The sequence below is a fragment of the Variovorax sp. V213 genome (assembly GCF_041154455.1).
Taxonomy (GTDB): domain Bacteria; phylum Pseudomonadota; class Gammaproteobacteria; order Burkholderiales; family Burkholderiaceae_C; genus Variovorax.
Map to the genome: position 1 here is coordinate 865,987 of NZ_AP028665.1, position 17,984 is coordinate 883,970.

16 protein-coding genes and 3 pseudogenes are annotated in these 17,984 nt (G+C 65.7%); 7 read left to right on the forward strand and 12 right to left on the reverse strand.

The genetic code is table 11. The features are described from left to right. Nucleotides 1–17: 17 nt before the first annotated feature. Nucleotides 18–754 (reverse strand): annotated as a pseudogene (locus ACAM55_RS29235) (IS5 family transposase). A 986-nt stretch (nt 755–1,740) separates the two neighbouring features. Here ACAM55_RS29235 and ACAM55_RS29240 point away from each other — a divergent pair. After that, nucleotides 1,741–2,019, forward strand: a pseudogene (locus tag ACAM55_RS29240) (transposase); the annotation flags it as partial. A 315-nt stretch (nt 2,020–2,334) separates the two neighbouring features. Here ACAM55_RS29240 and ACAM55_RS29245 read toward each other — a convergent pair. The 3 genes and pseudogenes from ACAM55_RS29245 to ACAM55_RS29255 form a co-directional block, all read right to left on the reverse strand. Next, nucleotides 2,335–3,594 carry a LysR family transcriptional regulator gene (locus ACAM55_RS29245; RefSeq protein ID WP_369656757.1) on the reverse strand — a complete coding sequence of 420 codons (1,260 nt, stop codon included), beginning with the start codon at nt 3,592–3,594 and terminating at the stop codon, nt 2,335–2,337. 499 nt (nt 3,595–4,093) lie between these two features. Beyond that, nucleotides 4,094–4,316 (reverse strand): annotated as a pseudogene (locus tag ACAM55_RS29250) (transposase); the annotation flags it as partial. Between the two features lie 149 nt (nt 4,317–4,465). Next, on the reverse strand, nt 4,466–4,975 hold the full coding sequence (locus tag ACAM55_RS29255) for an ornithine carbamoyltransferase (RefSeq protein ID WP_369656758.1): 510 nt from the start codon (nt 4,973–4,975) through the stop codon (nt 4,466–4,468). A gap of 214 nt (nt 4,976–5,189) precedes the next feature. On the opposite strand from ACAM55_RS29255, the gene ACAM55_RS29260 reads away from it, so the two are divergent. Next, nucleotides 5,190–5,978, forward strand: a complete 789-nt coding sequence (locus tag ACAM55_RS29260; RefSeq protein ID WP_369656759.1) for a Crp/Fnr family transcriptional regulator — start codon at nt 5,190–5,192, stop codon at nt 5,976–5,978. Between the two features lie 6 nt (nt 5,979–5,984). Here ACAM55_RS29260 and ACAM55_RS29265 read toward each other — a convergent pair whose 3' ends face one another. The 4 genes from ACAM55_RS29265 to ACAM55_RS29280 form a co-directional block, all read right to left on the reverse strand. Further along, on the reverse strand, nt 5,985–6,599 hold the full coding sequence (locus ACAM55_RS29265; protein ID WP_369656760.1) for a hypothetical protein: 615 nt from the start codon (nt 6,597–6,599) through the stop codon (nt 5,985–5,987). A gap of 126 nt (nt 6,600–6,725) precedes the next feature. Next, complete coding sequence (locus tag ACAM55_RS29270) at nt 6,726–7,226, reverse strand: DUF6691 family protein (RefSeq protein ID WP_369656761.1); 501 nt, start codon at nt 7,224–7,226, stop codon at nt 6,726–6,728. Nucleotides 7,227–7,237: 11 nt separating this feature from the next. Then, on the reverse strand, nt 7,238–7,672 hold the full coding sequence (locus tag ACAM55_RS29275; protein WP_369656762.1) for a YeeE/YedE family protein: 435 nt from the start codon (nt 7,670–7,672) through the stop codon (nt 7,238–7,240). Further along, entirely contained in the window at nt 7,669–7,995 is a 327-nt protein-coding gene (locus tag ACAM55_RS29280; RefSeq protein ID WP_369656763.1) for an ArsR/SmtB family transcription factor, read from the reverse strand. The genes ACAM55_RS29275 and ACAM55_RS29280 overlap by 4 nt, the downstream gene beginning before the upstream one ends. 112 nt (nt 7,996–8,107) lie before the next feature. Here ACAM55_RS29280 and ACAM55_RS29285 point away from each other — a divergent pair, with 112 nt between their 5' ends. After that, the gene (locus ACAM55_RS29285) at nt 8,108–8,998 is read left to right on the forward strand and encodes an MBL fold metallo-hydrolase (protein WP_369656764.1); all 891 of its coding nucleotides are present in this window, start codon (nt 8,108–8,110) and stop codon (nt 8,996–8,998) included. On the opposite strand, the gene ACAM55_RS29290 is transcribed toward ACAM55_RS29285, so the two are convergent. The 4 genes from ACAM55_RS29290 to ACAM55_RS29305 form a co-directional block, all read right to left on the reverse strand. Further along, nucleotides 8,944–12,123 (reverse strand): efflux RND transporter permease subunit, encoded by a 3,180-nt coding sequence (locus ACAM55_RS29290; RefSeq protein ID WP_369656765.1) that lies wholly within the window; start codon nt 12,121–12,123, stop codon nt 8,944–8,946. The genes ACAM55_RS29285 and ACAM55_RS29290 overlap by 55 nt on opposite strands. Further along, on the reverse strand, nt 12,120–13,628 hold the full coding sequence (locus ACAM55_RS29295; protein ID WP_369656766.1) for an efflux RND transporter periplasmic adaptor subunit: 1,509 nt from the start codon (nt 13,626–13,628) through the stop codon (nt 12,120–12,122). Before ACAM55_RS29295 ends, ACAM55_RS29290 begins: the two co-directional genes overlap by 4 nt. Beyond that, a complete protein-coding gene (locus tag ACAM55_RS29300) occupies nt 13,625–14,857 on the reverse strand; it encodes a TolC family protein (RefSeq protein WP_369656767.1) in 1,233 nt (410 codons plus the stop codon). The genes ACAM55_RS29295 and ACAM55_RS29300 overlap by 4 nt, the downstream gene beginning before the upstream one ends. A gap of 76 nt (nt 14,858–14,933) precedes the next feature. Next, entirely contained in the window at nt 14,934–15,323 is a 390-nt protein-coding gene (locus ACAM55_RS29305; RefSeq protein ID WP_369656768.1) for a hypothetical protein, read from the reverse strand. Between the two features lie 189 nt (nt 15,324–15,512). Here ACAM55_RS29305 and ACAM55_RS29310 point away from each other — a divergent pair, with 189 nt between their 5' ends. The 4 genes from ACAM55_RS29310 to ACAM55_RS29325 are packed head-to-tail and all read left to right on the forward strand — an operon-like array spanning nt 15,513 to nt 17,935. Further along, on the forward strand, nt 15,513–15,800 hold the full coding sequence (locus ACAM55_RS29310) for a DUF2282 domain-containing protein (RefSeq protein WP_307578381.1): 288 nt from the start codon (nt 15,513–15,515) through the stop codon (nt 15,798–15,800). A 25-nt stretch (nt 15,801–15,825) separates the two neighbouring features. After that, nucleotides 15,826–16,668: a DUF692 domain-containing protein gene (locus ACAM55_RS29315; RefSeq protein WP_369656769.1), complete on the forward strand. Its 843-nt coding sequence runs from the start codon at nt 15,826–15,828 to the stop codon at nt 16,666–16,668. Next, complete coding sequence (locus tag ACAM55_RS29320) at nt 16,665–17,453, forward strand: DNA-binding domain-containing protein (protein WP_369656770.1); 789 nt, start codon at nt 16,665–16,667, stop codon at nt 17,451–17,453. The genes ACAM55_RS29315 and ACAM55_RS29320 overlap by 4 nt, the downstream gene beginning before the upstream one ends. Beyond that, on the forward strand, nt 17,450–17,935 hold the full coding sequence (locus ACAM55_RS29325; protein ID WP_369656771.1) for a DoxX family protein: 486 nt from the start codon (nt 17,450–17,452) through the stop codon (nt 17,933–17,935). Before ACAM55_RS29320 ends, ACAM55_RS29325 begins: the two co-directional genes overlap by 4 nt. The last annotated feature ends 49 nt before the right edge of the window (nt 17,936–17,984 follow it).

Sequence of the window (17,984 nt, forward strand, 5' to 3'; positions counted from 1 at the left end):
AACGTGTTTACGATCTTCTAAGCAAAAAGAGCCATGAATGCGAGATGGATGAATTGCAGGCTGGTGTCGAGCAATCGCTTGCAGTTCTTCCATAACCGCCTGTTCTTCTCCAGCCACGCAAAGCTGCGCTCGATGATCCAGCGCTTGGGCATGACCTTGAAGGTGTGCAGTTCGCTGCGCTTGGCAATCTGCACCGTGACGTGCTCGCCCAGAATGTCTCGCACGCCCTGCACGAAGGGTGCACCCACGTAGCCGGCATCTGCCAGCAGGCTCAGCACCCGTCCCAGGGCGGGCTTGCCGCGTTTGAGCGCCTGCAGCGCACCCTTGCGATCCGTCATCTCGGCCGTGGTCACTGCCTCCGCATGCGGCAATCCTTGGGTGTCCACCGCGATGTGGTGCTTGATGCCAGAAACCTACTTGCCCGCGTCATAGCCCTTCAGGGCTGCCGTGTCCGAGTTCTTCAGGCTCTGCGCGTCCACGATCAAGAACGCGCTGCTGGCGTTGCGCCCCAGTCTCGTACGGGCCGCGCCAACCTGATTTTTTTGAAGCCCGCTCCAGCACGCTCACACCGTGCGTCGGGATCGCTCCACTTGGCAAAGTAGGCATACACCGTCTGCCATTTGGGCAAATCGCTCGGCAGGAACCTCCACTGGCAGCCCGTGTGCAGCAGGTACAGCAGCGCGCAAAACACCTCATACACATCCATCGTCGCAGGCTTGGTGCGCCGGCGCACGCTGCTCAGCAGCGGCTCTATCTATGCGAACTTCTCTCGACTGATGTCGCTGGCGTATTTCTTTCTCTTCACTCAGCCATTTTCGCCAGCAACGGAGATCGTAAACACGCTCTTAGAACGTGTTTACGATCTTCTAAGCAAAAGAGCCATGAATGCGAGATGGATGAATTGCAGGCTGGTGTTGAGCAATCGCTCGCAGCCGCTCCAGCTTGCGTACTTTTCCACATATCGCTCACACCAATTCTCAAGAACTGACATGTGGAGGTTTGAAGAAGGATGTCGCCCGCTACATTGATCACCAAGATGCCTGCGCGCCTTGCGGACAAATCGTTCGTTCGCAAGATCAGAACCCTGTTAACCATTTTTCAATCCCAATTTTCATGACCACGCATCAATCAGTCTCGAGCAAATTGTTGGGCGCATGGGCACCTCTCGCTCATGCTGCCAATGCAGGCTCCACCAGTAGAGAAGCCCGCAAGGGCTTTCTGTTCAGGCACGAAAGTGAAGTTGGGGGGGCGAAGGAGTGCCGCCAGATCGTTTACGGCACCGAGGCGCTGGAGCAGTTGAAGCGCGAGTTCTTGAAGAACGTCCAGGTGCGAGAGCTTTCCAGTGAAGAGGCCCTGCAGGAATGCCTGCGCGCCCGAGTCGTTCCTTTTTGGCCCGCGCCCACTTCTGGTCCATCCAATCGGGTGACTAAGCCTCGCCGACCGCGGCTGCTGAATGCCGTCCAGTGTTGGCGCCGACTGAAGTTGAGCTCAGTTCTACTTCGACGCGGACGGTCTACATGGGCTTCAGCGATCCGCGCACCGTCGAGGCGACGGTGCCGGGCTGGCTGCCATTTGTCGATGAGATCGTGCTCGTGAAACCAAGTCCGCGCCGACTCCGATCAACGAAGTCCGGCGCCAGAAATTGGATCACCTGCTGGCCAATGCCTGCCTTCCTGAAGAGGCTTCAAGGAAGCTGTCGCGAATGGATCCCGTGATAAATGAATATGTGGGGCGCAGACCCACGGCATCCGTCACACCCTGATCGAGCCGGGACGGCCCTTGCAGAACGGCTACATCGAGAGCTTCAACGGCAAGTTCAGGGACGAGTGCCTGAACGAACAGTGGTTCGAGACGCTGCAGCAGGCCCGATCGGCCATCACGCTCTGGCGTCAGGACTACAACGAGGTCAGGCCGCACAGCAGTTGCCAGCGAATGCCTCCGTCGAAGTTCGCCGAGCTGCATCGCCAGCGCGTTGGCGATACAGCTCGATCCACCTCAACAACCACCGAGATCAATTAATCTTGCAACCCCGGACTTCCTCGTTATGAATGGCACGGCAGAAGGGGGCAGGTCAACGACCGCAGCCACACGCTATTCTATCTCGACCCGCCGTACTTGAGGAACCGGAGGCTATGACGTGCCATTCGGACTCGAGCCGCACGACCGCATGGCCGCACTGCTCAAGTCGATGAAGAGGAGGGCAGTGGTCAGCGTGAACGACATTCCCCAGATGCGGCAGGCCTTTGCTGGGTTGAAACAGCGGCGCTGTCGATCACCTACACGATGGGCTCGGCGGAACATCGCGCGGCATCACGCGAGCTGCTGATTTCGAACTTATAGGCCTTGTTCTTGCGGGCCTGTTGCTACGGCAGTGGCCGAGCATGGGGAGCTGTTCGTCGCGAGAAAGCGTGGGTCCGTACCGCCTTCGGAAGTCGGCCCTTCTTGCTTTTGAGCCTGTATGGATTGCTCTAGCGCCTCGAAGATGAAATCGACGAAGGTCCTGATTTTTCGGGTATTGCGCCGCGCGGGTAAATACATCAGGTTCAGTTCTTTGGGCATCAAATCGAGCGACGGAAGCACCGGAACCAAAGAGCCGCTCTGAATTGCGGCTTTGGCACAAAGAAGGGGAACCAAGGCAATGCCACCGCCCGCGCAGGCAAGTCTCAGTAGCAGTTCCGGATCGTTGGCGCGAAACACCCCCGTTGCCTCGACGATGTGCTCCCGGTCCAGGCCAGGAATGACCATTTCCATGGCCTGCCGTTCCGGCCCGCTGGTCAGGAAAGAGTGCCCCGCGAGATCGTCCACCGCGTTGATTGCGGGATGGCGATTTAGATACAACGGCGCAGCGCACAAGATGCGGCCCAGACTTTTGATGCGCCTGGCCACGAGTTCTTCGCAGCCCTCCCGCCCCGCCCGGATCATCACGTCAGCATCTTCGCGAAACAGATCGACCCGGTCAGCGCTCACGTCGACCGTCAACTTGAGCTGGGGATGCGCGGCCATGAAGGCGGCCAGGTGCGGCAAGAGCAACTCGCGACCCACATAGCCTGGAACCGAGATGCGCAGCTGGCCTGTCAGGGTTTCGTCCGTATGGGAGAGTTGTGCCCGGGCCTGGTCCACAGCCTCAAGTACCTCTTTGGCGGTGGGAAGGAAAAGGCGCCCTTCCCCGGTGACTCCGAAGCGGCCTGCTCCCCGATGCAACAGCGTATGGCCGACCAAGACCTCCAGCCTCTTGAGTTGTCGGGACGCGGATGCCTTTGGCACCCCCAACGCGTCGGCTGCCTGCGTCAATCCTCCCACCTCGACGGCTTTCACGAAAAGCCGTACATCCGACATCAATAAATCCATGATTTCCGAGGCTCCGCGTAGCTCTTTGCCCATTCCAGCTTCTCTTCTGGATCGGTGCGGTCTATCCGATAAAAATACTCCGCGAATGAGAACAGCGAGAAAGCGAATGCCAGATTTACTTTCGACGCCAAAACACCTCATTTGCCGAGAATTAACCCAGACTTTTTCATCGAGACTGAGCAATGTGCCGCACGACGATATGGACTCGACTTTGACCAAAAAATGACCCAAGTTGTCGTACAACATCGAGCACCGAAATGGTGCCCCACCAATGAAAAGTTGCGTAAATCTTAAACAGGTTGTCTGACAACCTCTGGGAAATTGTTGCGTTGCAGCGATATCATTTCTGCCAGCGGCAAAAGTGTTGCTGGACAGTCACACGGTTTGATTTGACTCACGCGCGTATCGCAGTCGCCGGCAGATGACGGCGCGCGATGTCGGGCCTTGCGTTTTCCGGCCGGCCCCCTCAAGCGTTGAGGATGGGACGGCACCTGTGTGCATTCGTCGGGGGAGGTCGAGGGCTGCCAAGCCCGCACGTGCGTAAGCGGCCATCCAAGACCCGTCCGGTTTTCGTACTGCCGAAGTCCCAGCTATACCCGTCTCGGACCCGCTGCCGGCGCTGATTGGCGCACGGCACCCCGCGCGGAATGGGCAGATACCTGCCGCGTGCAGACGGCCTTCAAGGAAACGCTCTTTCTGCCTAAGTGGTTTCCAGTGTGTTGCATCGATCGGTTGAATCCACGGCGAGGATGTCCCTCTCCTCGGTGACCCGCTCGAGCTCGGCCTTCAGCCGCCGCAACTTGTCTGTCTGCGACACCTGCGCTTGTCGATCACCGGCAGGCGTGCGCAGGGCCTTGATCCATTTCTCACTCCAGCCGGGCCGAAACATCCGCCACCTTGTGATGGCGCTCGGTGATCCGCTTGAGCGCCTCGGCCTTGAACTCTTCGGTGTATCTCTGCTTACTCATGGCCCTCCTATTGGTGCCTCAGGTTTGAGGCTCAGAGGTGTCTACAAAACCCGGGGCGATTCAAACGTCGAATAACCGTTGTAGATCAATACCTTGCGAAAACTTGACATCGGACGGACTTTATTGATTCTTGGCGGCGAAGGGCTTCCTCAGCCGATGCTGCCCAGCAGCAATGCCTGCAGCACGAAGCGCCTGTTGTCCGCAGCCGATGTCCGATCGTCGAGCCGAGCGGCAAGAACCGCAGTGGGATGGGTCGCGCAGGCGATGCCGTCATAGATGGGAATGGCGGCCTCCCGGCCGATCTGCCGCACGAGTTCCGGCGCCATCCCCTGGCATTCCACCGCGTCGTAGAAGCGGCTCAGGATCCGTGCCGTGTGCCGGACCTCATCGGGGCTGCCGAGGCTGGAGAGGGCGGGGCGAATGGTCGCGACATGCGCGCCCAGCGCCTGCGCCGCGCGTTGGAACAGCGCCCGGCTTTCGCTGCCTTCGCTTCCTTCGTCGCAAAAGATCCCGAGATTTTTCCCCTTGAGCTGCAGCGGAAAAGCGGCGCGCAACCACGCCGCCTGGAGCAGACGGGCACGCGCCAGCAGGGCCGCCTCGTCCTCTGGCAGCAAGGTCTGGAAGGCCGACGAATTGTGGATTTCGAAGGGAAAGCGCATGAACTCCCTTGTGGGACCCTGGGAGGCTAGCCCCAGCAGCCCAGCCGCTCTTGATGCAGATCAAAGCGGCGCGTGGGCGGGCGCTGTTACCCACCGGACACAAACCATTCACCCAGCGTTACCGACCGACTCCGAGCGTTGTCACTGTGTTGCCGCGCGCTTCCTAGCATCCCTCCATCGACCCGCGACACACACATCTCCAGGAGCTCTTCACATGTACAACCCCGCCCGCACCGAAACCGCCGCACCGGCGATGACCGGCTTTCTCGCAACGCGCGCGTTGCCGCAGGCAGGCGTGGCGGTCCACGAGCGGGCCTGCCAGAAGCTGGTGGAAACGCAGAAGCTCCTGCAGGAGCGCCTGGCCCCGCAGCGCCGCGTGGTGCACGCCGGCGACGTGATCTACCAGTCCGGCGAGCGCTTCGGCAACCTGTACATCCTGAACTCGGGCTTCTTCAAGATCGTGAACCTGTCCGCGGACGGCCGCGAGCAGGTGGTGGGCCTGAAGTTCCGCGGCGACTGGCTCGGCTTCGACGGCATCGCCGGCGGGCACTACTCGTGCGACGCCGTGGCCATGGACACGGGCGAGGTCTGGGTGGTCTCGTACGAATCGCTGCTTGCCGCCTGCCTGGCCGAGCCGGCGCTGCTGCAGGTGTTCCACACCGCGATGAGCCGCGAGATCGCCCATGACCGCGATTCGCTGATGTCCGTGTGCACGCTGCCGGCCGATGCGCGGGTGGCCGATTTCCTGCGCTACTGGGCCGAGTCGCTCGCCGAACGCGGCATGCGCACCGACCAGATCACGCTGCGCATGACGCGCGCCGAGATCGGCAATTACCTGGGCATGACGCTGGAGAGCGTGAGCCGGGCGCTGTCGCGGCTCGCACGCGACAAGGTCATCGAGTTCGTGGAGAAGGGTCGCCGCGACGTGCAGATTCCCGATGTGGGCGCCTTGTCGGCCTTCGTGCAGCGATGCCTCGCGCCGGCGCCCGCGATGCTGCAGTGACCGCCGCTACGGCTTTTCCGCGCCCGGGGGACGTGCGCCGCGCTTGATGGCCTGGGCTGATTGCTCAGCCGCATCCGCCGCCGCGCGCGCCGCATTGCGCATGGCCTCGGCGGCCTTGTCCAGCGCTTCGCGCGTGGCCTGGGCTGCTTTTTCCGCTTCTTCCTTGCTGGCCTGCGCGGAGCGCTTGACCGACTCATCGGCCCGATCGAGCGCCTCCCTTGCGGCGACAGAGGCCTTCCTGCTTTCTTCCTCGACGGCACGCGCAGCTTCCCGGGTACTGTCGATGGCCCTCGCGGACGAGGCACCCGCCTTCTCCTGGAAACGGTTGGCGGCCTCGGCCGCTTTGCGCGCGGCGCGGCGAATACCCTCCGCGAGGGCTTGCGAGATCCTGCCGGCGTCCGCCTTGCCTTTCTCTGCCGCTGCTTCGGCGGCATCGACCGCTTTCTTGCCGGCGTGAGCTGCGTCCTGCGAAGCCTTTCCAGCCGCCTTCACCGTGCTGCGGCCCGCTTGCGAGGGCGGGCTCAGCTGCCCAGGCACCATGTTGCTGTCGGCGGCAAACGCGGTAGCGCCAACGACAAGTGCGAGTGGAACGAGCAGGTCGCGAAATGTTGTGGAGCGCATGAAATTCTCCTGTTGAAGATGGGATGGAATCAATCAACGCAACACACACGGCGCCCGTTCACGGCCACTCCCAAAAGCGACCATGGATTCACTGCAGGAGCGCCTCGCCCGCAGCATTGCAGGGAATCAATTCGTGCGGCGGGAAGGGCCGCTGCGATGGGCAGATCCCCGGCGTCCATTCGCCTTCGGACGGCTCCCTCCCTGGTGCTTCGTTTCCTTGCGCCCCTCGAGCCATTCGAAAACGCCCATGCCAGCCAGCATCGCGATCACGAAGACCAGCGCCTTGGCTTGTCCCATGCCCACTGCCACCAATGCCGGCCCCGGACAGAAGCCCGCGATGCCCCAGCCGATGCCGAAAAGAACGCTGCCGACGATGAGGCGCCGATCGATCGCCCGCAGGCTGGGCAGCCGCATCGCCGCGCCAAGCAAGGAGCGCGTACGCCTCCTTGCCACTGCGAACGCGACGGCTCCGACGGCGATCGCACCGGCCATCACGAAGGCAAGCGACGGATCCCATCGCCCACCGAGATCCAGGAAGCCCAGCACCTTGGCCGGATTGGCCATGCCGGAAACGATCAGGCCCAGGCCGAACACCAGGCCCGCGAGAAATGAGGTGAAGAAGGCCATGGCAGTGTTCCTCAGAGGCCCAGCAGATGGCGCATCAGGAACACGGTCAGGAACCCGGCCCCCATGAAGGCCGCGGTTGCCGTGAAGGAGCGCGGCGACAGGCGCGACAGGCCGCAGACGCCGTGGCCGCTCGTGCATCCCGCCGCGTAGCGCGTGCCCACGCCGACCAGAAGACCGGCCACGACGAGCGTGCCATAGCCGGCCTCGATCTGCGGCTTCGGCCAGTCCGTGAAAAGCGCGTAGGCCATCGGCGCGCCGACCAGGCCGGCAATGAACGCCACGCGCCACGCCACGTCGCCGCTGACGAGCCGAAGCAGTCCGCCGACGATGCCGCTGATGCCGGCGACGCGGCCATTGAGCAGCAGGAACATCGCAGTGGCGGCGCCGACGAGCACGCCGCCCGCGAGTGCGGCCCATGGGGTGAATGAAGGCCAGTCGATGGTCATCGTTTTTCCTTCGGGCAGTAGATGCGGTAGAGCAGGGCCAGGATCTCGAGCAGCGCCGGATCGGCCACGGCGTAGAAGATGTTCTTGCCTTGCCGGCGCGTGGTGACCACGCCTTCGTTGCGCAGCACGCCGAGCTGCTGCGACAGCGTGGGCTGGCGAATGTCGAGCTGCGCTTCGAGCTCGCTCACGCACATCTCTCCCTGCGAAAGCTGGCACAGCAGCAGCAAGCGATCCTCGTTGGCCAACACCTTCATCACGCCGACCGCCCGCGCGGCGGCGCCGCGCAGCACCTCGGCGTCGAAGACGGGGTGCGGGGGTTTCATGGTTTGCACTGCAGGCATGAGTCGGTCGTCCATTTCATCGGCGTTGACAACAATATACCAATATATAGAATATTTTGTCATAGATCAATTGATCGACCCGCGAGAGACAGCCATGAACACACCCGCCGCCGTCCAGGCCTTCTTCGACCCCAGGACCGGGACTGTCTCCTACCTCGCATGGGACCCGGCCACGCTGCGGGCTGCCGTCATCGACCCGGTGCTCGACTACGACTTCAAGTCGGGCCACACCGGCACCGCCTGCGCCGACCGGGTGCTGGCGTGCGTGGCCGAGCACGGGCTGCAGGTCGACTGGATCCTGGAGACCCATGCGCATGCCGACCACCTTTCGGCAGCCGGCTACCTTCAGGCGCGGATCGGCGGGCGCATTGCCATCGGCGAGAACATCCGCATGGTGCAGGCCACCTTCAAGAAGCTCTACAACCTGGAGCGCAGCTTCCTGCCCGACGGCAGCCAGTTCGACCATCTCTTCAAGGATGGCGAGACCTTGCGCATCGGCGGGATCGAGGCCACCGCCATCCTCGTGCCGGGGCACACGCCCGCCGACATGGCTTATCTCATCGGCGGCGCCGTGTTTGTCGGCGACACGCTCTTCATGCCGGACCTCGGCAGCGCGCGGGCCGACTTCCCCGGGGGCGACGCGCACCAGCTGTATGCATCGATGCGGCGGCTGCTCGACCTGCCGCCCGAGACGCCGATGTATGTCTGCCACGACTACCCGCCCGCGTCACGGATGGCGCAATGGCAGACCACGGTCGCGGAGCAGCGCGCGCGCAACATCCATGTGCGCGACGGCATCACCGAGGAGGAATTCGTCGCCATGCGCCGCGCGCGCGACGCCACGCTCGATGTGCCGACCCTCATCCTGCCGTCGATCCAGGTCAACGTGCGTGCCGGCCGCCTGCCGCCCGCGGATGACAACGGCGTGTCCTACCTGCGCATTCCGCTGAATGCGCTGCCGGTTCGCCGCGCCGACGGCGGGTGAGCCCCGGGCTCGACGCGTCGGCGCATCAGGTACCACGCGGCGGGAACCACGAGCAGGCTCAGGAGCGGCGCGGTGACCATGCCGCCCACCATGGGCGCGGCAATGCGCGTCATCACCTCGGAGCCGGTGCCGCTGCCCCACAGAATGGGCAACAGGCCCGCCATCACCACGGCCACCGTCATGGCCTTGGGCCGCACGCGCAGCACGGCGCCTTCGCGGATCGCGGCGAGCAGGGTCTGGTCGCTCATCGGTTCTCCGGCTTCGAGGCGCCGCGCAAGCGCGTTCTTCAGGTAGACGAGCATCACCACGCCGAACTCGGCCGCCACGCCGGCCAGCGCGATGAAGCCCACCGCCGTGGCCACGGAGATCGAGTGGCCCATCGCCCAGATGAGCCAGAAGCCGCCGATGAGCGAGAACGGCACGGCCGCCATCACCAGCGCCGCATCGCCGAAGGACCTGAACAGCAGGTACAGCAGCACGAAGATGACCGCCAGCGTCGCCGGAACGACCAGCTTCAGGCGCTCGGTCGCGCGCTCCAGGTATTCGAACTGGCCGGACCATGACACCGCGTACCCGGCAGGCATCTTCACGGCCCTGCCGACGGCCGCCTGCATGTCGTTGACGGCGGAGCGCAGGTCGCGGCCGCGCACATCGACGTAGACCCAGCCCGACAGCCGCGCGTTCTCGCTGCGCAGCATGGGCGGCCCGTCGGCAATGGCAATCTTCGCGACATCGCCCAGCAGCAGCTGCGCGCCCCTGGCCGTCACGAAAGGCAGTTGCCGCAGGCGCTCCAGCGAGTCGCGGATCTCGCGCGGATAGCGCAGGTTGATGGGATAGCGCTCGCGCCCCTGGATGACCTCGCCGACGTTCTCGCCGCCGATGGCCGTCGACACCACGGCCTGCACGTCGGCCACCGAAAGCCCATAGCGCGCCGCCGCGAGCCGGTCGACGTCGACATCGATGTAGCGTCCTCCGGTGAGCCGCTCCGCCAGCGCCGACGACACACCCGGAACGTTCTTGACCGCCGCCTCGATCTGCGTGGTCAGCGCGTCGATGGTGACCAGGTCGGTCCCCGCCACCTTGATGCCGACGGGGCTCTTGATGCCCGTGGCCAGCATGTCGATGCGGTTGCGGATCGGCGGCACCCACACGTTGCTCAGGCCCGGCACCTTCACGGCGCGGTCCAGCTCTTCGACCAGCCTGTCGGCCGTCATGCCCGCGCGCCACTGCGCCCGGGGCTTGAACTGGATGGTGGTCTCGAACATCTCCAGCGGCGCCGGGTCGGTGGCCGTGTCTGCCCGGCCCGCTTTGCCGAACACGCGCTCGACCTCGGGCACGGTCTTGATCAGGCGGTCGGTCTGCTGCAGCAGCTCGGACGCCTTCGACACCGAAAGCCCGGGCAGCGCAGACGGCATGTAGAGCAGGTCGCCTTCGTCCAGCGGCGGCATGAACTCGCCGCCCAGTCGCGCGAGCGGCACTGCGGTGAGCGCCAGCAGCACGGCGGCCAGGGCCAGCGTTCCCCTGGGAAAGCGCAACACCAGCTCCAGCGCGGGACGGTACGCCGCCATCAAAAAGCGGTTCACGGGATTGGAGGCCTCGTGCGGAATGCGCCCGCGGATCAGATACCCCATGAGCACCGGGATCAGCGTGACCGACAGTCCCGCGGCAGCGGCCATGGCGTAGGTCTTGGTGAAGGCCAGCGGCGAGAACAGCCGACCCTCCTGCGCCTCGAGCGAGAACACCGGCACGAAAGACAACGTGATCACCAGCAGCGAGAAGAACAGCGCGGGCCCCACCTCCACGGACGCATCGCCCACCAGCTGCCACCGCTCGGCCACCGAAGGTTGCCGGCCCTGCGCCGTCTCGAACGCCTCGAGGTGCTTGTGCACGTTCTCGACCATGACGATGGCGCCGTCCACCATGGCGCCGATGGCAATCGCGATGCCGCCGAGCGACATGATGTTGGCGTTGACGCCTTGCCAGTGCATGACCACGAACGCGGCCAGCACGCCGACGGGCAATGCCACCACCGCCACGAGCGCCGAGCGCAGATGGAACAGGAAGACCGCGCAGACCAGCGCCACGACGATGAATTCCTCGATGAGCTTGGCGCGGAGGTTTGCCACGGCGCGGTCGATCAGCAGCGACCGGTCGTAGGTGGGCACGATCTCGACGCCCGGCGGCAGGCCGGGCTTGAGCGCCTCGAGCCTGGCCTTGACGGCCTCGATGGTCGAGCGTGCATTCTTGCCGGATCGCATGATGACGACGCCGCCGGCCACTTCGCCCTGGCCATCGAGCTCCGCGATGCCGCGCCGCATCTCAGGGCCGATCTGCACCGTGGCCACGTCGCGCAGCAGCACGGGCGTCGTGCCTGCCACCGAGAGCGGTATCGTTCGAAAGTCGTCCAGCGAACGCAGGTAGCCGCGCGAACGCACCATGTACTCCGCCTCGGCGAGTTCCACCACCGAGCCGCCGGACGCCTGATTGGCTTTCTGCAAGGCCTCCACGACCGCCGACTGCGTGATGCCCAGCGCGCGCATGCGGTCCGGGTCGAGCACCACCTGGTACTGGCGCACCATGCCGCCGATGCTGGCCACCTCGGCCACGTCGGACACGGTCTTGAGTTCGAACCGGAGGAACCAGTCGTTGAGCGCGCGCAGCTGCCCGATGTCGCGCGTGCCGGTGCGGTCGACCAGCGCGTATTCGTAGACCCAGCCCACGCCGGTGGCGTCAGGGCCGAGCGCTGCAGCCGCCCCCGCGGGGAGCCGGCTCTGCACCTGGTTGAGGTACTCCACCACGCGCGAGCGCGCCCAGTACGGATCGGCCTTGTCGTCGAACAGCACGTAGACGAACGAGTCGCCGAAGAACGAGTAGCCGCGCACGGCCTTGGCGCCGGGCACGCTGAGCATGGTGGTGGTCAGCGGGTAGGTCACGAGGTCCTCGACCACCTGGGGCGCCTTGCCGGGGTAGGGCGTGCGGATGATGACCTGCGTGTCCGAGAGGTCGGGCAACGCATCGAGCGGTGTGCGGGCCACCGACCACCATCCTGCGGCCACCACGAACAAGGTGGCGACCAGCACCAGGAACCGGTTGCCGATCGACCAGCGGATGAGCGCGGCGATCATCGTTGTGCGCCCGGTTGCACGCGCTGGACCGTGACGAGCTCATAGCCCATGGGGCCGCCCTCCCTGAACTCGAAGCGCACCTGGTCGCCGGGCTTGATTTCGGGAAACGCGTTGGGCGATATCTTGCCAAAGCCCATCGTCATCGAGGGCCACTGGAGCGTCGCGACGGGCCCGTGCGAAATGGTGATGCCGTCGGGCGCCACGCTCTCGACCTTGCCTTCGGCCTTGTGCAGCGCCGCGGCCGGCGTGGATGCCGGTGCCGATGCCGCAGCGCCTGTGGCGGGTGCCGCCATGCTGCCGAGCACGGAGCGCAGCCGGGCTTCCGAGTCGATCAGGAACTGGCCGCTCGCCACCACCTGGTCGCCCTCGGCCAGGCCCGAGACAACCTCGGTGTCGTCGCCCGCGTCCGCACCCAGCGACACGTCGCGCGGCTCGAAGGCGCCGTCGGCCCTGCGCACGATGACGACGGCGCGTCGCCCGGTGCGAATGACGGCCTCCGAAGGCACCACCAGCCGCGTGCTGGCCGGGCCTGCCACCTGAAGGTGCAGCAGCATGCCGGGCGTGAGCTTTCCGTTCTTGTTGTCCACCTCGAAGCGGGCCTTCAAGGTGCGGGTGGACGTGTTGATCTCGGGCAGGATCTCGTCGAGCGCCCCGTCGAACGACTGCGAGGCATCGGCCTGCAGAACGGCCTTGGCCTTCTGGCCGCGCACGAGGCGCACCGCCTGCGCTTCCGGAATTTCGGTCACGGCCCACACCTTGTGCAGGCCCGCGATGCGGAACAGCGTGGTGCCTGGCGCGACCGCAACGCCCTCGCGCACGCCCAGCTCGGCCACCACGCCATCGATTGGCGCGGTGAGCACGTGGCGCGCCTGCGCAGTGCCGATTTCCTCGCTGCGCCGGATGAGTTCAGCGGGGATGGAGAGGGCGCGCATGCGGTCGCGGGCCGCCGCAATCAGATCGGCCGAGACGCCCGAGCGTTTCAGCGCGAGCCATTCGTTCTGCGGCCCGAGCCAGTCGGGTGCGAAGACGGTGGCCAGGGCCTGGCCCTTGCGCACGCGCTCCATCGGCGCCCGCACCGACAGCTGCTCGATGTAGCCGGCCACGCGGGTCTGCACCGCAACGTTCAGGCGCTCGTCGAACTGCACCGTCCCAATCGCATCGAACGACGAGGAGGTTTCGGTCCGCCGCACGCTGGCATAGCGGATGCCGAGGTTCTGTTGAACGGTGGGGCTGATTCTGACGCCGGCCTCGTTGGCGGCGTTGTCGGCATACATGGGCACCAGCTGCATGTCCATGAACGGCGACTTGCCGGGTTTGTCGAAGCGCGGTCCCGGCACCATGGGGTCATGCCAGTAAAGAACCTTGCGGCCGTCCGCCACTGTGCTTGCAGCCGGTGCGACCGCCATCGTTGCCTCCTGGCCCGTCTTTCGGCCCAGGTAGAAAGTGCCGGCGGCGAGCAGCAGGGCGCTCAGCAGCGATACGCCGATGGTTAGTTGTCGGTTCATTGCGCCACCTCGGCAGTGAGCGGCCGGAAGGCCAGTTGGATGTGTGTCCTGGCGAGATCGCGCTGCAGCGCCAGCAGCTTGCGCTGCGCCTCGACTTCCGCGTGCCGCGCCTCGAACAAGGTCGCCAGGCTGCCCTGATTGGAGCGGTAGGCCGCCATTGCCGCCGCAGTGCGCTGGCCGGCGGGCACGGCCACACCGGTGCGGTAGCGATCGATGCGTTGCTGCAGGCGCTGGGCGTCGCCGAGCAGGGCGCGGTATTCGGCCGTGGCGGCGCGGGTGGCCTCGGCCAGGCCGGCCTCGGCTTTCTCGGCCAGCGCCAGCTTGGCGGCGGTGTCGCGGTCCTGGCGTTCACCGGGTGCCACGGGCAGCGGAATGCTCACGCCCACCGACACCATGTCCGAATAGCCGGTGCGCTGGCCGTAGGAAAGCTCCCAGGTCCAGTTGGGCTTGCGGTTGGACGCGGTCACGGCCGCGGCCTGCCGGGCCACATCCGCATCGCGCTGCATCGCCGCGACCGTGGGGTGCTTCGCGACGTACACCTCCTCGGTTGGAAGCACGACAGCGCTGGCAGGCAGCAGCTCATCCAGCTGCACGCCAACCCAACGCTGCAACGCGATGCGCGCGGCGTTCTGCTGTTGGCGTATCTCTGCCGTCTCGTCTTCCGAAACGCCTTGTGCGCCCGTCAGCGCCAGCACGTCCTGGCTGCTCCCCGCAGCCGAGGACAGGCGCGCACGCGATGCCTCCAGTTCCTCGTGCGCATGGTGTTCCATGAGCGTCGCGAGCTTCAGGCTTTCGCCGGCGTAGAAGGCGTCCAGGTAGGCGAGCGCGGTCTGCAGGCGGGTCTCGGCGGCGGCCGCCTGCGCCTGCACCGTTTCCCGGCCGACCGCCGCATCGGCGGCCGCCTGGCGCGCGGCGCGCTTGTCGGCGGACAGCCATTCTTGGCTGATGCCGATGCGTTTCATCGTCATCGATTCGCGCGCGGTGTGAAAGCGGTCGGGCCCCGTCGCGGGCAGGTTGTCGATGCCGACGCGCAGCGTCGGGTCGGGAAGCTGGGCCGCCGCATGCGACGCCTCCCTCGCACTCAGGACTCCGGCGCGAGCGGCGCGGGCGGTCTCGGAGCGCTGGGCCGCAAGCTGGAGCGCGGCCTCGAGGGAGAGGGGGGCCGCCGTCGCAAGACACGGCAGCAGCGCAACAACCACTGCGGTTGCGCGGGAAAAAGGAAGTGACATGGCAACTCCGCGGACGAACGAGGCAATCGCCGGCAAGCGGACGAGCCGCGCCGGCACCGGTCGGTCAACGGAGATTTCAGACGCGGAGTCTCAGGGTCGCGAGAAAGACGGGATCGGGCGGCGGATGCTGCCATTCGGGCCTGGCCTGCGGCGGCAGCGCGTGGTCTTGCGCAACAAGCACCAGCGGCACGAGCAGAACCTGCACGATGGCGGGCAACGAAGGCGCCGCGAGCTTCACCGGCTCAAAGGACAGCGACATGTCGGCGGCATGCTGGTGGCACAGCACGGGCTGGGCGGTGTCCATGCCTTCGCAGGACTCGCCTGCCGCCATAGTCATTCCGGCCATCGATGCCGCCTCTGCCTCGCCGGGGCACACGTAGCTTGCCAGCGCCAGCTGCGAAAACAGCAGCGACAGGACCACGAGGAACGCGGTCGTGCAACGTCGGAAGTAGCGATGTCCGCTCATATCGGCCTCAGTGTATCGCTGCTCGTTGCAACGATCGATGGCGGATGGACGCGCTGGCGCTGGTGGGTGTAAAAAAGATCTGGCCGATCGTCCACCGCGGTCTAACCCCGGCCGCGCAACTTGCGAACTAGCAAGTGACCGCGCATTGGGGCGTGGTTGCAAACCTCAATCAATCTTCGGAGTTCATCCATGATCAACCGTTCCTTCGCGATCACCGCCCTTGCGCTGGGTGCCCTTGCCGCCGGCTCCGCCATGGCGCAAGACAAACCCATGGCCGACAAGATGGCCACGATGGAAAAGTGCTACGGCGTCTCGATGGCCGGCAAGAACGACTGCGCCGCCGGCCCCGGCACCACCTGTGCGGGGACCTCCAAGGTCGACTATCAGGGCAACGCCTGGAAGAACGTTCCTGCCGGCACCTGCACCACGATCAAGACCCCCAAGGGCATGGGCTCGCTGGCACCCATCAAGTCCTGATCGACGACGCACTGCGCACGCCGCCATGTCCCACACTCTTGCGGCCGGTCTCGGCCTCAAGCCTGAGCACTACGAGGCCGCGCTCGGCGCGCGTGCCGAGGGCCTGTGGTTCGAGGTGCACCCCGAGAACTACATGGTGGCGGGCGGGCCGCGCATCGGGTGGCTCGAAGCGATCCGCTCGCGCCATCCGGTGTCGCTGCATGGCGTCTCGCTCTCGCTCGCGGGTGAGGCAGAACCCGACGCCGCGCATCTCGAGCGGCTGGCAGCGCTCGCCCGCCGCATCCAGCCGGCGCTGATTTCCGAGCACCTGGCCTGGTCCGCGTGGAACGGCCAGCACTTTCCCGACCTCTTGCCTTTTCAACGCACCACCGCCGTGCTGCACCGCATCGCTTCCAACATCGCGCGCACGCAGGACGTGCTGGGCACGGTGATCGCGATCGAGAACCCGTCCCACTACCTGCACATCGACGGGCACGAATGGGACGAGATCGATTTTCTTGCCGAGCTGTCGCGGCTCACCGGTTGCAAGCTGCTGCTGGACATCAACAACGTCTACGTGTCCGCACGCAACCTGGGCTTTTCGGCCGCGGACTGGATCGACCGGTTTCCGCAGGCTTCGGTCGGCGAGATCCATCTCGCGGGCCACACGGCCGACCCCACGCTCGGCGATGCCCTGCTGATCGATTCGCACGATGCACCCATTGCCCCGGAGGTCTGGCAGCTGTACCGGCGCTTCATCGAACGCGCGGGCGCCCGGCCCACGCTGATCGAGCGCGACGGCAATGTGCCGGCCTTCGGCGAACTCATGGCCGAACGGGAAACAGCTACGGCCGAACTGCAGCGCGCGGCGCAGGAGGCCATGGCATGAACACGCCGCACGGCCAGTTTCAGCAGGCCTTTGCAGAGGCCTTGTTCGATCCGTCGCAAGCCGTGCATCCGGCGGTGCGGGCGCTTGCCATGCAGCCTGCTTTCGCGGTGTACCGCAATACGGTGATGAAGGCTTGCATCGATGCGCTGCAGGCCAACTTCCCGACCGTTGCGCGGCTGGTGGGCGAGGAATGGTTTCGCGCCGCCGCCGCACTCTACGTGGCCGCCGACGTGCCGCGCGATGGGCGCCTGCTGCACTACGGCGGCGGCTTTCCCGATTTCCTGCGCGGCTTCGAACCGGCCGCGGAGCTCGTCTACCTGCCCGGCGTCGCGCAACTCGACATCCTCTGGCGCGAAGCCCATGCCGCGCGAAACGCACCTGCCGCCGACGCCGCATGGATCGCGCGCCACACGCCCGAACAGATCGCGGCCCTCGCACTCACGCCGCATCCGTCCGCACGCTGGGCATGGTTCGACGCGCAGCCGGTCTACAGCATCTGGGAGCGCAATCGCCGGCAGAGTGCCGTCGGTGAAGAACTGGCCTGGCGCGGCGAGGGCGCGCTGTTGGCGCGGCCCCACGACACGGTGAACTGGCACGAGATCACCAAGGCCGGCTGCGCCTTCCTCGACGCTTGTGCCGACGGAGCCTCTCTTGCCGAGGCGGCGGAACGCGCGCTGGCTGCCGACGCGGAGGCAGACGTCTCAGCCACCTTTGCAACCCTGCTGCGCGCCGGCGCATTCATCGGCACTTCTGCAATGCCTGCATCCAACGAAAGAGCACCATGAGCACCCACCTTCAGGCTTCCGCGCCGATCGAGAGCAGCAACCCTCGCGGTCTTCGCGCGCATTGGAACTCGGTGGCCGAACGGCTCACGCGGTTGGTGAGCCACGATCCGCTGGCACTGGCCACGCGCGTGGCCGTGGCGGCGATCTTCTTCTATTCGGGACGCACCAAGGTCGAAGGCTTTCTCACCCTGACCGACAGCGCCTACGAGCTGTTCCGCACCGAATACAGGTTGCCGTTCGTGCCACCCGAGATTGCAGCGCACCTCGCGGCCTACGCAGAGCATCTGTTCCCGCTGCTGCTGGTGCTGGGCCTCTTCACGCGCCTGTCGGCGCTGGCCTTGCTGGGCATGACGCTGGTGATCCAGATCTTCGTCTACCCGGACGCATGGCCAACGCACCTCTCGTGGGCCGCGCTGCTGCTGTACCTGGTGGGCCGCGGCGGCGGCCGTCTGTCGCTCGACCACCCGCTGGGCATTCGCTGACCGGGCGGGCCTTGGCCCTGCCGCGCCGGCTCCTGCGGGCTTCCACCCT

Bases quoted from the DNA above. Each gene is read 5' to 3' on its own strand.
- ACAM55_RS29245 (WP_369656757.1), bottom strand. From the start codon at position 3,594: ATGTTGTACGACAACTTGGGTCATTTTTTGGTCAAAGTCGAGTCCATA.
- ACAM55_RS29255 (WP_369656758.1), bottom strand. From the start codon at position 4,975: ATGCGCTTTCCCTTCGAAATCCACAATTCGTCGGCCTTCCAGACCTTG.
- ACAM55_RS29260 (WP_369656759.1), top strand. From the start codon at position 5,190: ATGTACAACCCCGCCCGCACCGAAACCGCCGCACCGGCGATGACCGGC.
- ACAM55_RS29265 (WP_369656760.1), bottom strand. From the start codon at position 6,599: ATGCGCTCCACAACATTTCGCGACCTGCTCGTTCCACTCGCACTTGTC.
- ACAM55_RS29270 (WP_369656761.1), bottom strand. From the start codon at position 7,226: ATGGCCTTCTTCACCTCATTTCTCGCGGGCCTGGTGTTCGGCCTGGGC.
- ACAM55_RS29275 (WP_369656762.1), bottom strand. From the start codon at position 7,672: ATGACCATCGACTGGCCTTCATTCACCCCATGGGCCGCACTCGCGGGC.
- ACAM55_RS29280 (WP_369656763.1), bottom strand. From the start codon at position 7,995: ATGAAACCCCCGCACCCCGTCTTCGACGCCGAGGTGCTGCGCGGCGCC.
- ACAM55_RS29285 (WP_369656764.1), top strand. From the start codon at position 8,108: ATGAACACACCCGCCGCCGTCCAGGCCTTCTTCGACCCCAGGACCGGG.
- ACAM55_RS29290 (WP_369656765.1), bottom strand. From the start codon at position 12,123: ATGATCGCCGCGCTCATCCGCTGGTCGATCGGCAACCGGTTCCTGGTG.
- ACAM55_RS29295 (WP_369656766.1), bottom strand. From the start codon at position 13,628: ATGAACCGACAACTAACCATCGGCGTATCGCTGCTGAGCGCCCTGCTG.
- ACAM55_RS29300 (WP_369656767.1), bottom strand. From the start codon at position 14,857: ATGTCACTTCCTTTTTCCCGCGCAACCGCAGTGGTTGTTGCGCTGCTG.
- ACAM55_RS29305 (WP_369656768.1), bottom strand. From the start codon at position 15,323: ATGAGCGGACATCGCTACTTCCGACGTTGCACGACCGCGTTCCTCGTG.
- ACAM55_RS29310 (WP_307578381.1), top strand. From the start codon at position 15,513: ATGATCAACCGTTCCTTCGCGATCACCGCCCTTGCGCTGGGTGCCCTT.
- ACAM55_RS29315 (WP_369656769.1), top strand. From the start codon at position 15,826: ATGTCCCACACTCTTGCGGCCGGTCTCGGCCTCAAGCCTGAGCACTAC.
- ACAM55_RS29320 (WP_369656770.1), top strand. From the start codon at position 16,665: ATGAACACGCCGCACGGCCAGTTTCAGCAGGCCTTTGCAGAGGCCTTG.
- ACAM55_RS29325 (WP_369656771.1), top strand. From the start codon at position 17,450: ATGAGCACCCACCTTCAGGCTTCCGCGCCGATCGAGAGCAGCAACCCT.